Annotated in this window: 10 protein-coding genes and 1 pseudogene; 6 read left to right on the top strand and 5 right to left on the bottom strand. The window is 73.5% G+C overall.

Annotation, left to right across the window (positions count from 1 at the left end; genetic code table 11):
* Positions 1 to 48 precede the first annotated feature (48 nt).
* Complete coding sequence (locus tag QZX64_RS01905; RefSeq protein WP_295656485.1) at positions 49 to 1,317, top strand: S1C family serine protease; 1,269 nt, start codon at positions 49 to 51, stop codon at positions 1,315 to 1,317.
* Position 1,318: 1 nt separating this feature from the next.
* Here QZX64_RS01905 and pulA read toward each other — a convergent pair whose 3' ends face one another.
* The 4 genes from pulA to QZX64_RS01925 all read right to left on the bottom strand — a co-directional run bounded on the left by pulA (position 1,319) and on the right by QZX64_RS01925 (position 7,492).
* Positions 1,319 to 4,168, bottom strand: a complete 2,850-nt coding sequence (pulA, locus tag QZX64_RS01910; protein ID WP_295656486.1) for a pullulanase-type alpha-1,6-glucosidase — start codon at positions 4,166 to 4,168, stop codon at positions 1,319 to 1,321.
* A 125-nt stretch (positions 4,169 to 4,293) separates the two neighbouring features.
* Positions 4,294 to 5,328 (bottom strand): GNAT family N-acetyltransferase, encoded by a 1,035-nt coding sequence (locus tag QZX64_RS01915; protein WP_295656487.1) that lies wholly within the window; start codon positions 5,326 to 5,328, stop codon positions 4,294 to 4,296.
* Positions 5,325 to 7,022 carry an ABC-F family ATP-binding cassette domain-containing protein gene (locus QZX64_RS01920; RefSeq protein WP_295656488.1) on the bottom strand — a complete coding sequence of 566 codons (1,698 nt, stop codon included), beginning with the start codon at positions 7,020 to 7,022 and terminating at the stop codon, positions 5,325 to 5,327. Before QZX64_RS01920 ends, QZX64_RS01915 begins: the two co-directional genes overlap by 4 nt.
* Positions 7,023 to 7,078: 56 nt before the next feature.
* Positions 7,079 to 7,492, bottom strand: coding sequence for a PPOX class F420-dependent oxidoreductase (locus QZX64_RS01925; RefSeq protein WP_295656489.1), 414 nt, complete (start codon positions 7,490 to 7,492; stop codon positions 7,079 to 7,081).
* A gap of 112 nt (positions 7,493 to 7,604) precedes the next feature.
* Between QZX64_RS01925 and QZX64_RS01930 the strand changes: the two genes are divergently transcribed.
* The 3 genes from QZX64_RS01930 (at position 7,605) to QZX64_RS01940 (ending at position 10,991) form a co-directional block, all read left to right on the top strand.
* Positions 7,605 to 8,759 carry an acyl-CoA dehydrogenase family protein gene (locus QZX64_RS01930; RefSeq protein WP_295656490.1) on the top strand — a complete coding sequence of 385 codons (1,155 nt, stop codon included), beginning with the start codon at positions 7,605 to 7,607 and terminating at the stop codon, positions 8,757 to 8,759.
* Between the two features lie 11 nt (positions 8,760 to 8,770).
* On the top strand, positions 8,771 to 9,910 hold the full coding sequence (locus QZX64_RS01935; RefSeq protein WP_295656491.1) for an acyl-CoA dehydrogenase family protein: 1,140 nt from the start codon (positions 8,771 to 8,773) through the stop codon (positions 9,908 to 9,910).
* A gap of 118 nt (positions 9,911 to 10,028) precedes the next feature.
* Entirely contained in the window at positions 10,029 to 10,991 is a 963-nt protein-coding gene (locus tag QZX64_RS01940) for a bifunctional 2-polyprenyl-6-hydroxyphenol methylase/3-demethylubiquinol 3-O-methyltransferase UbiG (protein ID WP_295656492.1), read from the top strand.
* Between the two features lie 350 nt (positions 10,992 to 11,341).
* Here QZX64_RS01940 and mgrA read toward each other — a convergent pair whose 3' ends face one another.
* A complete protein-coding gene (gene mgrA / locus QZX64_RS01945) occupies positions 11,342 to 12,382 on the bottom strand; it encodes an L-glyceraldehyde 3-phosphate reductase (RefSeq protein ID WP_295656493.1) in 1,041 nt (346 codons plus the stop codon).
* Positions 12,383 to 12,463: 81 nt separating this feature from the next.
* Here mgrA and QZX64_RS01950 point away from each other — a divergent pair, with 81 nt between their 5' ends.
* Positions 12,464 to 13,624, top strand: coding sequence for an N-acetylglucosamine-6-phosphate deacetylase (locus tag QZX64_RS01950; RefSeq protein WP_295656494.1), 1,161 nt, complete (start codon positions 12,464 to 12,466; stop codon positions 13,622 to 13,624).
* A gap of 41 nt (positions 13,625 to 13,665) precedes the next feature.
* Positions 13,666 to 14,010: pseudogene (locus QZX64_RS01955) on the top strand (hypothetical protein); the annotation flags it as partial.

Consider the following 14,010-nt stretch of genomic DNA (forward strand, 5'->3'; position numbering starts at 1 on the left):
CAGGGCGGTCTCAGCGTGTTCACAGCCCGAGGGGGCACCGTAAAGAACATGAACGACACGCCACCGCCCAGCTTCTACGGCCAGTCAGACCCCGACGAGCGGCCCACCAGCGCCTTCGGCCCGGCCCCCGGCTCACACCCCGCTCCCCCGCCGGCGGCGACCGAGAAGCGCCGCGGACGGGGCGGGTTCGCCGCGGCTGTCGTGACCGCCTCCCTGCTCCTCGGCGGCGCCGCCGGCCTGGGTGGCGCCGCGGCCTACGACGCCTGGTACGACGAGGACGCCCCGGCGTCCTCGAACGTCGCGACCCGCACCAGCCCGGTCGTCGACCAGGGCGAGGCGCCGGCCGAGGCCGGCTCGGTGCAGGAGGTGGCGTCGGCGGTGCTGCCCTCGGTCGTGAAGATCGACGTGCTCAGCAGCCAGGGAGCGGGATCTGGCTCGGGCATCATCCTCAGCGACGACGGCACCATCCTGACCAACAACCACGTGGTCGAGGGGGCCGGCGCGGGCGGCTCGATCAGCGTCGGCTTCGAGGACGGCACCCGCGCCGACGCCACCGTGCTGGGCACCGACCCGCTGACCGACACCGCGGTGATCAGGGCCGACGACGTCTCGGGGCTGACGCCCGCCACCCTCGGCCAGTCGGGTAACGTCGCCGTCGGTCAGCAGGTGGTCGCCATCGGCTCGCCGTTCGGCCTCGACGCGACCGTCACCAGCGGCATCGTGAGCGCGCTCGAGCGTCCGGTGAACGTGGGCAGCGACTCCGAGGGCAACGCCACGACCTATCCCGCGATCCAGACCGATGCGGCGATCAACCCCGGCAACAGCGGCGGTCCGCTGGTCGACATGACCGGCAGCGTCGTCGGCATCAACTCCTCGATCCGCACCGCGTCCAGCTCGACGCAGGGCGGGGCGGGCTCCATCGGGCTCGGCTTCTCCATCCCCATCGACGAGGTGATGCCGATCGTCGACCAGATGATCGCGGGCGAGACGCCCACCCACGCCCGCCTCGGCATCACCGTCTCGGACGCCTCGGTGCCGGCCGACGCCCAGCCCGGCGACCCGGTCCAGCCGACCGGCGAGACCGGTGCTCGCGTCGGGGAGGTCACCGACGGCTCCACCGCGGGCGAGGCCGGGCTGGAGTCGGGCGACGTGATCACCCGGGTCGAGGACTCCCCCATCGAGAGCGCCGACGACCTGGTCGCCACTGTGCGCTCCTACCGCCCGGGCGACGAGGTGACGGTGACCTACACCCGCGACGGCGAGGAGAGCACGGCGGACCTGACCCTCGACTCGGACGCCGAGGGCGCCACCTCCTGACTCACCGCACGAAGACCGCCGTCGTGCGGGCCGGGACCCCCACCGAGCCGGCCGCGGCGGTCGCGGTGCGCACGACGTCGTCGGAGCCGGCGGCCTGCACCTCGTGGAGCCGCCAGCCGTCTCCGGTCCCGGCCACCGAGGTCGCGTCCGGGGTGGCGTTGAAGACCACGAGCACGCCGTCCCGCTCGGGGTCGGCGTCGTCGCCGACCGTGTCGTCGATCAGCATCGCGACCACGCCGGGCCCGGCGTCGAGGAAGGACACCTTGGCCTGGACCGCGTCGGCCGAGCCGAGCCGGAAGAGCTTGGAGGACATGCGGATCCGCAGCAGCTCCTGCGCCCGGGAGTGGGCGGCGTCCATCGCCGCCGGACCCGGCTTCAGCGCCGGGTCGGCGAGCAGCGGCTGCAGGTAGGGCCACTTCGCCTCGTTGTCGGGACGCGGAGGGAGGCCCGAGCCGAAGGTGTTGTCCTCCCGGGTCCAGTCGACGCGGTTGAACCAGTCGCCGGAGTCGTAGGAGTTGCGGTCCAGCGACTTCGAGCGCAGCAGGTCGGTGCCGGCATGCCAGAACACCACGCCCTGCGACAGCGCGACCGTCGAGAGCGACAGCGTGCTCATCCGCACCCGGTCGGCCATCGTGGTCGCGGGCGGCAGCTTGAGGGCCAGCGCGTCGTACAGCGTCTCGTTGTCGTGGGCGTCGACGTAGGTGACCGTCTCCGAGGGGTCGGCGGCGTAGCCGGCGGGCTGGCCGTTGTAGTCGACGTCGCGGCCGGCCACGGTCTCCCCGCGGGAGTCGCGGAAGGCGAAGTCGGCCAGGTTGCCGGCGAGCCCGAGCCTCACGAGGTCCTCGGCGTGGGCCAGCCGCTCCGCCTGCTCCGCGGGCGTGCCGTTGGCCGGCGAGCCGTTGGGGTCGCCCGCGAGGCCGGAGCCGAAGCCCTGGACCCGCGGGTCCTCGTCGAACGGCCCGCCCCCACGCACGGCGTCGCGGAGCCGGTCGCTGAACGACCCGATGCCGGTGCCGGCGAGGTTCCTCTGCGTCGCCTGCACGAAGCGGGCGTCGTCGGCCACCTCACCGAAGTTCCAGCCCTCGCCGTACAGGTAGATCGCCTTGCCGTCGACGCCGTCGCGGCGGACGGTGAGCCGGTCGAGGGCGGCCCGCAGGTTGAGCATGTTCTGCTTCGAGTGGTGGCCCATCAGGTCGAAGCGGAAGCCGTTCACCTTGTAGTCGCGAGCCCAGATGACGACCGAGTCGATCATCAGCTTCTCCATCATGGCGTGCTCGGTCGCGGTGTTCGCGCAGCACGTGGAGGTCTCGACGGCGCCGGTGGCGTCCAGCCGGTGGTAGTAGCCGGGCACCACCTTGTCGAGCACCGACAGCGGCGCCTGGCCGGAGGCCGCGGTGTGGTTGTAGACGACGTCCATCACGACCTGGAGGCCGGCGCCGTTGAGGCCCTGCACCATCCGGCGGAGCTCCACGGTGCGCGCGGCGCCGTCGGGATCGGTGGCGTAGGAGCCCTCCGGGACGGTGTAGTGCAGCGGGTCGTAGCCCCAGTTGAACCCGTCGGCCGCCCGGACCTCCTCGAGGCAGTCCTGCTGCTCGGGTGAGTCCGGGGCGTACGACGCGAGGTCGCACGGGGGCGTGGCCTGGTCGGCGCGCCGCTCCCTGATCGTGGCGATGTCGAAGAACGGCAGCAGGTGCACGGTGTTGAGCCCGGCGTCGGCGAGCCGGCGCAGGTGCTGCATGCCGGCGCTGCCGCTGCGGGTGAAGGCGGCGTAGGTGCCACGCTCGGCGGCGGGCACCGTCTCGTCGCCGATGGAGAAGTCGCGCACGTGCAGCTCGTAGACGTTGCGGTCCTCGGGCTGGGCGACCGCGGGTGGGCGCAGCCGCGACCAGCCGCGGGGCGTCAGTGCGGGGTCGGCCAGGTCGGCGAGCACCGACCGGGTCGAGTCGGCCGTCAGCGCCACGGAGTAGGGGTCGGTGACCCGGTTGCGCACGACCTCACCGGCGCTCGGCGCCCAGACCTGCACGTCGAAGAGGTACGTCGCGCCGCGCCAGGCGCGCTCGCCGGTGACCGACCAGGTGCCGTCGGAGCGGCGCCGCATCGCCACCCTGGCGGGCTCGTCGGCCCTGCCGCGCCACAGGAGCAGGTCGACGTCCTGCGCGGTCGGGGCCCAGACCCGCACCCTGGGCCTGCCGGCGCGCCACGTCGTGCCGAGGTCGGCGTCGACGGCGTCGCCGTAGACGTCGTCGAGCACGCCGGGCACCTGCACGCCGGTGGCGTCCACCAGCCTGCCTTGGTTGTCGTACGACGCCACGGCGAGCTGGCCCCGCAGGATCTCACCGGCACGCCGCGCGGCGGAGCGGCCGAGACGGAAGGCCTCGTAGCCCTCGAGATGGGGGAAGTCCGCCAGCACGTCGGCCGGCAGCCCGGCGGGGTCGTGGGTCAGGGCGACCGACTCCCCGCCCGTGACGTCCTCGGCGTCGACGGCCAGGTCGCCGCCGGTCGACCAGTGCAGGCGGTACGCCTGCCGGTCGGCGTCGGGCACGTCCCAGGCGACGAGGTCGTCGCGCAGCCACTGCGCGCGCTGCCGGGTGATGTCGGGCGCGGCGCCCGCGGTGCGGGTGGTGATGCCCAGGACGTGGCTGGCCATGTCGTAAGTGAACACGACCTCCACACCCCCGGCGGGCACGTCGAAGGCGATGTTCGCCCCGGTGGGCGACCCGCCCTCGCCGTGGCTCTCGTCCCACGTCAGCCCGTGCGCCACCTTGACCTCGTAGGAGCCGCCCGGGATGGCCGTGGTGGCGAAGCGGTAGGTGCCGTCGCGTCGGGGTCCTGGAGCCAGCCGCGCATGCACGCCGGCGACCAGTCGCTCCCGCAGCCGAGCTCGCTCTGGAAGCTGCCGGCCAGGGTCGCGATCGGGTCGGTGGCGTCGATCCTTCATCACCGGCAGCGCTCAGGGCGTTGTCGTTCTTGCAGCGGCTACGTCGGTGCCGTGCCCGTCAGCCGCTTCTGGAACTCCCCCAGCCGGGCCACCGGCACGAACCCGAGACGGTCGTTCACGCCGATCATGTGGGCGTTGACCTCGGCGTTGAACGTCGTCACCCGGTCGATGTCGGGCCGCTCGCGCTGCAGCAGCCGGTGGTTGGCCACCTTCACCGCGAGGCCGAGGCGGTGCCCGCGGTCGGCACGGCGGACCAGCGTGCCCCACTGGTAGGCGCGCCCGGGCTCGTGCACGGTCGTGACCAGATCGGTGTACGCCGCGACCGAGCCGTCGGGCGCCAGCGCGAGCGTGCGGTAGGCCACGCGGCCCTGTCTGTGCAGTGTGGCCTCCGACTCGCGGAAGGCCTCGAGGTCCATCGCCTCGACCTCGAGCTCCATCTCTCCGGTCGGCGCCTCGGTCATCAGGCTGTTGGCCAGCTCGAGCCGGCTCGCGACGACGTCGTCGGGCACCCGGCCGACGAAGCTGCGCAGCGGGTACGCCGCGTGGTGCGGCGCCGCCTCCGCGGCGAGCGCGTCGAGCAGGTCCTCGGCCACCGGCACGCGGAGCTCCCGCTGGACGTCGCTGAGGCCGAGCAGGTAGCCGTGCCGGTCGGCGAAGGCCACGGCCGGCACGCCGGCGCCGGCGGTCCCCGCGTCGTAGGGAAAGGTCGCCTCGCTGTCGAGACGGGTGCGGCCCCGCGACCGTGCTTCCTCCTCCAGCACGGCGAGCATCGCCGTGGCGTGGCCACGCCGCCGGGCCGACGGCTTAGTGCTCACCTCGAGCCCCGCACTCTCGAGGTTGTCGAGCAGCGGCAGTCCGAGGTAGCCGGAGACGATGACCTCGCCGCCCTCGATCCCGGCGAACGCCCGGTGCGCCCGGGCGCGGTTGGGCTCGAAGGCCACGCGGAGCTCGGGCAGCGTCCAGCAGGTGTGGTGCCGGCCCACGTCGTGCACGTTCGCGGCGACGTAGGTCGCGTGCCACCGGGAGAAGAGCACCTCGTCGTCCAGCGGCACCGGCACGATCTCCAGGCTCACCGGACCCTCTCCACGCGACCCTCGTCCCACACCGGCCCGTCGGACTCGTAGACCGAGCCGTCCGCGCCGTACACCAGGAAGCGGTCGAAGGAGCGGGCGAACCAGCGGTCGTGCGTGACCGCCAGCACGGTGCCGTCGAAGGCGGCCAGCCCCGCCTCCAGCGCCTCCGCGCTCTGCACGTCGAGGTTGTCGGTCGGCTCGTCGAGCAGCAGCAGCGTGGCCCCCGACAGCTCCAGCAGCAGGATCTGGAAGCGGGCCTGCTGACCGCCCGACAGCGACTCGAACCGCTGCTCGCCGGCGTGCGCGAGCTCGTAGCGGTCGAGCACGCGCGCCGCCTGCTCGCGACCCATCCCCTGCCGGCCCATCCCGTTCGGCAGGGCGTCGCCCCGGTGCAGCACCTCCAGCAGCGTGCGGCCGCGCAGCTCGGGGTGCTCGTGGGTCTGCACGAACCATCCCGGTCGCACCCGCGCCCCCAGCTTGACCGTGCCCGTGTGGTCGACCGGCTTGATCACCACCTCGCCGACGGGCTGGTGCTCGACGTCGGGGTCGCTGCCGCCCGCGGCCAGCAGCCGCAGGAAGTGCGACTTGCCGGAGCCGTTGGAGCCGAGCACCGCGACCCGCTCGCCGTACCAGACCTCGAGGTCGAAGGGCCGCATCAGCCCGCGCAGCTCGAGGTCGGTGCAGACGACCGCGCGCTTGCCGGTGCGCCCGCCCGTGAGCCGCATCCTCACCTGCTGCTCGCGGGGCTGCTCGGTCGGCGGTCCGGCCTCCTCGAACTTGCGCAGCCGGGTCTGGGCGGCCTGGTAGCGGCTGGCCAGCCCGTCGTTGTAGGCGGCCTTCTGCTTGTACATCAGCACCAGGGCCTTGAGCTTGGCGAGCTCCTCGTCCCAGCGCCTGCGCTGCTCCTCGAAGCGGGCGAAGCGCTCCTCCCGCGCCTGGTGGTACGACGCGAATCCGCCCGGGTGAGTCCACACCAGGTTGCCGGCACTGCCGAGCTCGACGGTGACGATGCGGGTCGCGGTGTTGGCCAGCAGCTCGCGGTCGTGGCTGATGAACAGGATCGTCTTCGCCGACTCGCGGATCCGCTCCTCGAGCCAGATCTTGCCCGGCACGTCGAGGTAGTTGTCGGGCTCGTCGAGCAGCAGCACCTGGTCGGGGCCGCGCAGGAGGTACTCCAGGACCAGCCGCTTCTGCTCCCCGCCGGAGAGGGTGCGCAGGTCGCGGTACCTCGCCCGGTCGTACGGCACGCCGAGGGCCGCGGTCGTGCACACGTCCCAGAGGACCTCGATGTCGTAGCCACCGGCGTCGGCGAAGTCGGAGAGGGCTCCCGCGTAGCGCATCTGCGTCTTCTCGTCGTCGTGCTCCATCAGCCGCAGCTCGCAGGCGTCGACCTCCGCGGCGGCCGCGCGCACGGCCGGCGGGGCGACCGAGAGCAGCAGGTCGGCGACCGTCTCGTCGGCACCCCCGTGCCCGACGAACTGCCGCATCACGCCCAGCCCGCCGCTGCGGGTCACCGCGCCGGCGTGCGGTGCGAGGTCACCGGTGACGATGCGCAGCAGCGTCGTCTTGCCGGCGCCGTTGGCACCGACGAGCGCGACCTTGGCGCCGTCGCCGACCCGGAAGCTGACGTCCTCGAGCAGCACCCGCCCGTCCGGCAGCTCGTACCGCACCCCGGCGACGTCCACGTGTCCCACGAGCGACGATTCTCCGGCATCCCGCGCGGTGCCGCACCCCGATTTCGGGGTAGGCGTCAGGCGGGGTCGTCGATCCCGGGCCAGCTCGCGCCGAGCACCCGGTCGACGTCGATGACGAGCACGACGCGGGTCGGGTTCACGCGCGGGGTGCGGTAGCGCCCGGCGTACCGCTCCACGGCGTCGGCCACCGACGCGGCGTCGTCGAGCACCCGCACCGGGCCCTCGAGGGTGAGCCACCGCCGGCCGTCGACCTGGCTGACCGCGGCGCGGCCACCGCGGCGGGCGTTCGCGGCCTTGACCGACGCGCCGTCGGTGATCACCCGGGCGACGTGGGCGTCCTCGTCCCAGGTGAAGCCGACCGGGACGGCGTGCGGGGAGCCGTCGGCACGCTGGGTGACCAGCGTCGCGAGGTGGCGTTCGCGCAGCATCGCCAGGGCGCCGGGCGGGAGCCGGTCGGGTCGGGGAGCCATGCCGCGATCGTCGCACGCAGGTGTGCGCGCCAGGGTCCGTGCGGCGTCCTCACCGGCCACCCGCCAGAATGCACGCGAGAGCTACTCACGGGTCACGAGAGAGGGAGCGCGCATGCAGCTGGAGCTGTCCGAGGAGGACGAGGCCTTCCGCGCGCAGATGCGGGAGTTCTTCACCACCCAGGTGCCGGAGGAGATCCGGACAGCGGTGATCGAGGGCCGCGAGCTCACCAAGGAGCAGATGGTCCGGAGCGCGCAGATCCTCAACGACGCGGGCCTCGCGGTGCCGCACTGGCCCGAGGAGCACGGCGGCCGCGGCTGGTCGGACCTCGAGCGCCACCTGTGGTTCGAGGAGATGCAGGCAGCCGGCGTGCCCGCGCCGCTGGCCTTCAACGCCTCCATGATCGGGCCCGTGCTGGCGCACTTCGGCACCGAGGAGCAGAAGAGGGAGTTCCTGCCGAGGACCGCCAGCCTGGAGATCTGGTGGTCCCAGGGCTTCTCCGAGCCCGACGCCGGCTCCGACCTGGCATCCCTGCGCACCTCGGCCGTGCGGGACGGCGACGACTGGGTGGTCAACGGCCAGAAGACCTGGACCACGCTGGGCCAGCACGGCGACTGGATCTTCACGCTCGTGCGCACCGACCCGGAGGTCAAGAAGCAGGCCGGCATCTCGATGCTGCTCATCGACATGACCTCGCCGGGCGTGGAGGTCCGCCCCATCCAGCTGATCGACGGCGGCCACGAGGTCAACGAGGTGTGGTTCACCGACGTCCGCGTGCCCGCCCGGAACCTCGTCGGCGAGCTCAACGGCGGCTGGACCATCGCCAAGTTCCTGCTCGGCAACGAGCGGGTCGGCGTCGCCCCCGTCGGCGCCACCAAGCGCACGCTCGCCCACGCCAAGGAGCTGGCCGCCGACGTCGTCGCCGAGGACCCCCTGCTGCGCGCCCGGATCGCGGAGCTGGAGAACGAGCTGCTCGCCCTCGAGCTCACCGCCCTGCGGGTCGCCGCCCACTCCACCGGGGGCGAGCCGCACCCGGCGTCCTCGGTGCTCAAGCTCAAGGGCTCCGAGCTCCAGCAGGCCGTGAGCGAGCTGGTCGTCGACCTCGCCGGCCCCGGCTCGCTGGCCAGCGGCGCCGGCGACGACTCCGACCTCGAGGGGTGGGCCCGCCGCGCCACCCCGGTGTACCTCAACCTGCGCAAGGCCTCGATCTACGGCGGCTCCAACGAGGTGCAGCGCCAGATCATCTCCCGCACGATCCTGGGCCTCTGAGAGGGACTGACATGGACTTCACCTACGACGACGAGCAGGTCGCCCTCCGCGACGCCGTGCGCGGCCTCGTCGGGAGGACGTACGCCGACTTCGAGACCCGGCGCCGGGCCGTGGCCGAGGACCCGGGCTTCGACGAGAAGCTCTGGACCCGGATGGCCGAGATGGGCCTGCTGGGCCTGCCCTTCGCCGAGGAGGACGGCGGCGTCGGCGCCGGCCCGGTCGAGATCGGCATCGTGTGCCGCGAGATCGGCCGCGTCGTCGCGCCCGAGCCCTTCCTCACCTCCGTGGTGCTGGCTGGCGGGCTGGTCTCGGCGTGCGGCACCCCCGAGCAGCGCCAGGAGGTGCTGGGCGCGCTGTCGGCGGGCGAGAGCGTGCTCGCCTTCGCCCACGACGAGCCCGGCCGCCGGTGGGGACCCACGGCCGAGGCCGTCACCGCCACCGAGGGCGGCGGCTCCTGGAGCCTGACCGGGGTGAAGGAGCCCGTGCCCCACGGTGCCCGGGCCGACGTCCTGGTCGTCAGCGCGGCCCTGCCCGGCGGCGGCACCGGCCTCTTCCTGGTGGCCGGCGACGACGCCGACCGCAGCGGCTACGCGGCGTACGACGGGAGCCGGGCCGCGCGGGTGCGCCTCGACGGCACCGCCGCGACGCCGCTCGGCCACCCCGGCCAGGACGTCACGAGCAGCATCGCGACCGTGCAGGACATCACCCGCGTGATGGCCGCCAACCAGGCCCTGGGCGCCATGCAGGTGGCGCTGCGGTCCACCACGGACTACCTCAAGAGCCGCAAGCAGTTCGGCGTCACCCTGAACACCTTCCAGGCACTGACGTTCCGGGCCGCCGACATGTACGTCTCGCAGGAGCTCACCCACAGCATGGTCGAGTGGGCCACCATGGTGGTGGCCCAGGGCGACCCCGCCGCGCTGGCCGACGCCGCCTCGCGGGCGGCGCTGCAGGTCAGCCGCGGGGGGCGCCACATCGGCCAGGAGGCGATCCAGCTGCACGGCGGCATCGGCATGACCGCGGAGTACGCCGTCGGCACCTACGTCGCGCACCTGACGATGCTCGACCACCTGCTCGGCGAGGGCGGCTTCCAGCTGCGCCGGCTCGCCTCCGACGTCACCGGGCACGGCGCCCTCGACCCGCTCGCCTGAGGAGGCGCGAGGCGTCGCGGCCGGACGGGTCGGCCGGGCGCGGTGCCCGGACGGACGCTGTGGAGGAGCGTCGCACAGCCCCGCACGACGGCACCCGGGCCGCGTAGCCTGTCTGCCCGTGGCCGACCTCACCAAGACCCTCGCCTCCCGGCTGCCGCAGCCGGTGCGCCGCCGGCTCCGCCGGCTCCGCCGCCCCCGACCGCAGGAGCAGCGGACGCCGGTGCCCCAGCAGCCCGAGCGCTCCCGGCTGGAGACGCGACGCGACATGGTGTTCGCCTCGGCCCGGCGCGACGGCCGCTTCCTGGAGATCGGGCCGGCGCACCACGCGATCCTGCCGAAGCGGGAGGGATTCGACACCAGGACCGTCGACTACCTCGACCGGGCAGGGCTCGTCGACAAGTACGCCGACTTCGAGCACTACGACCCCGACAGCATCGAGGAGGTCGACTACGTCCTCTCCCCCGACGGCACGATGCTCAAGGAGATCGACGAGCGGTTCGACCTCGTGCTGGCCTCGCACGTGCTGGAGCACACCACGTCGCTCATCGACTTCCTCAACGAGTGCACCGGGCTGCTGGCCGAGGGCGGCGTGCTGGCGCTCGTCGTGCCCGACCACCGCTACACCTTCGACCGCTTCCGGGAGCGGTCCTCGCTCGGCCGGGTCATCGACACCTCGATCGCCCCACCGCGCGTGCACACCGTCGGCACCTTGACGGAGTTCGCGCTCAACGCGGTCCGGCACGGCAGCACGGGCTCGTGGTCGGCGGGGCACCAGGGCAAGTACCGCCTGATGCACGACCTGGTGAAGGTGCGCGAGGTGGCCGCGCAGGCCGACGGCGAGTACGTCGACGTGCACAACTGGATCTTCTCGCCCCACCACCTGCGGCTGCTGGTCGAGGACCTCCACGCGCTGGGCTACACCACCCTGCGCGAGTGCTTCTTCGCCGACACCGTCGGCCATGAGTTCTTCCTCAACCTGCGCGTCGACGGCCCCGGCCCCGGGCTCACCCGGGAGCAGCTGCTCGCGCGCTCCGACCGCGAGCGGCGGGTGGACAGGCCGGTGTTCGGGCGCCGCGCCTGAGTCACGGCACCTGTACAGGCTCCCGGGTCGGATCCGTCACCTCGAACGTGCGCGGCTCGGCCACACCGCGACAGTCGTCGACGGGCGACGTACGCGCCACCCTCGAGCACGACGGTGGGGAAGGGTGGCAGGCAGCTGGGGCCGCCACCGGACGGCGGCGCGCCATCGATCTTCTCGAGGAGCGACTCCGACTCCCCAGGCGACAGCAGCCTGCTCGCCTCGAGCTCGTCGGTCTCGCTGTAGCGGCACAGGGACCGGTCACGCGGTTCCTGCCCGGATGCCGGATGACTGCTTCCATGATCTACCAAGGCCGGCGGCAGCATGCGTGTTGCGAGACGCGGCGCCCTGTCTCACTCCTCCGTCGACTTCGCCCACAGGTTGACGCCCGACTCGACCGCGTGCTTGTCGATCTCGGCCAGCTCGTCGTCGGTGAGCGCGGGGAACGACAGCGCGTCGAGGTTGGTGTCGAGCTGCTCGACCGACGAGGCGCCGATGACGGCCGACGTCACGCGGGGGTCGCGCAGCGCCCACTGGAGGGCCAGCTGCGCCAGCTTCTGCCCGCGGTTCCGCGCGACCTCGTCCAGGGCCCGCACCCGGTCGAGCACGGCCTCGTCGAGCCCGGCGATCGTGGAGCCCTCGCGGGCGGCTCGCGAGTCGGCGGGCACCCCGTCGAGGTAGCGGTCGGTCAGCAGGCCCTGTGCCAGCGCGGTGAAGACGATGCAGCCCATGCCCTGGTCCTCGAGCTCGTCGAGGAGGCTCGGCCCGTCGTGGGAGGCCTCGATCCAGCGGTTGAGCATGGAGTACGACGGCTGGTGGATGAGCAGCGGCGTGCCGAGCTCGCGGGCGATGGAGGCCGCCTCCGCGGTCTTGGCGGCGGAGTACGACGAGATGCCGACGTACAGCGCGCGGCCGGAGCGCACCGCGGTGTCGAGGGCCTGCACGGTCTCCTCGAGGGGGGTCTCGGGGTCGAAGCGGTGGCTGTAGAAGATGTCGACGTAGTCGAGCCCCATCCGCTCCAGCGACTGGTCGAGGCTGGCCAGCACGTACTTGCGCGAGCCGCCGCCCTGGCCGTACGGGCCGGGCCACATGTCGTAGCCGGCCTTGGTGGAGACGACCAGCTCGTCGCGGTACGGCGCGAAGTCGTCGGCGAGGTAGCGGCCGAAGTTCTCCTCCGCCCGGCCGTACGGCGGCCCGTAGTTGTTGGCGAGGTCGAAGTGGGTGACGCCCCGGTCGAAGGCCCGGCGCAGGATCGCACGCTGCGTGTCCTCCGAGCGGTCGTTGCCGAAGTTCTGCCAGAGGCCGAGCGACAGCGGCGGCAGCTTGAGCCCGCTGCGGCCGGTGTGGCGGTAGTCCATGGTGTCGTAGCGATAGTCGGCGGCGTCGTGGCTCATGGCCACCAACCTAGGAGAAACCCGGTGACGACCGGCCGCCGCTCGAGCGCTGGACGGCTCGCATCCACCATGCTGTGACCCGTGCCCCCCTCACCCGCCTCCGCCACGGCGCTGCGCGGCCGCCTGGTCCTCGCGGACGGCGTCGTGGAGGACGGCGTGGTCGAGGTCGTCGACGGCCTCCTGGGGTACGTCGGCCCGGCCGCCGGCTGGACCGGCCCGACCCCCGCCCGGGTCGGCACGATCGCCCCGGGCCTGGTCGACCTGCACTGCCACGGCGGTGGCGGGCACTCGGTGACGACCGGTCACGCCGACGACGTCGCGGCGGCGGGGCGGCACCACCTCCGGCACGGCACGACCACCATGCTGGCCAGCCTCGTCAGCGCGGAGCCCGCCGACGTCCGCGCAGGCGTCGCCGCGGTCGCCGAGGTGGTGGCGGGTGGATCGTCGGTGGTCGGCAGCCACCTCGAGGGACCGTTCCTGGGCGCCGGGCACTGCGGCGCCCACGACCCCGCGCTGCTGCGGCATCCCGACACCGGGCTCGCCGAGGACTGGCTGGAGGCGGGCCGCGGCACGGTGCGCATGATGACGCTGGCGCCCGAGCTCGCCGGTGCCGACGACGTCTCACGCCTCCTCGCCCGGCACGGGGCGCTGGTCGCCGTGGGGCACACCGACGCCGACGCGGCCGCCTTCGCGCGGGCGCTGGCCATGCCCGAGGTCGCGCTGGTCACCCACCTGTTCAACGGCATGGCCCCCCTGCACCACCGGTCCCCCGGGCCCGTGGCGGCCGGCCTGGCCGCGCTGGCGCGGGGCGGTGCCTGCGTGGAGCTGATCGCCGACGGCACCCACCTCGCCGACGAGACGGTCGCCATGGTCTTCGCCGTCGACCACGCCGACGGGGTGGTGCTGGTCAGCGACGCCATGGCCGCGGCCGGCATGCCCGACGGCACCTACCGGCTCGGCTCGCTCGACGTGCGCGTCACCGACGGCGTGGCCCGCACGGCCACCGAGCCGTCCAGCATCGCGGGGTCCACGGCGCACCTCGCCGACGTCGTACGCCGCAGCATCGTGCACGCGGGGATCGACCCGGTCCGCGCGTTCCGCGCCGCCTCGACCACGCCGGCGCGGCTGCTCGGCCTGGCCGACCGCGGTCGGCTGTCGACCGGCCTGCGGGCCGACCTCCTCACGCTCGACGACGACTGGCGCGTCACCGGGGTGCAGTGGGGCGGCCGGCGCCCCGCCTGAGGCCCCGGACGGGGGTTGTCCGCCGCGTTTAGCCTGGACCCATGTCGTGGAGAGGAGCGGGCGCGCTGACGAGCCTGCTGCTCGTGGCCACCGGCTGCTCCCGGGGGGAGGGCCGGACCTCGCCGCCGGTGGACGAGCCCGTCACCGAGGCGTCCTCGCAGACCCCGTCACAGGCGCCCTCGCCCACCCCGACGCCGACGCCGACGGACACGCCGACTCCGACCCCGGAGCCGGAGCCGGAGCCGGAGCGCTCGTTCGTGACGATCGGCGAGCTGGAGCTGCGCGGCTTCCCGGTGCAGCGCTACCGGGGCTCACCCGACGACGCGGCCGGCACGGCGATCCAGAACGACGGCGACATGGCCTCGCCCCGTGGTCCGCGGGGCGGG

It is taken from the genome of uncultured Nocardioides sp., from assembly GCF_902805925.1.
Taxonomy (GTDB): domain Bacteria; phylum Actinomycetota; class Actinomycetes; order Propionibacteriales; family Nocardioidaceae; genus Nocardioides.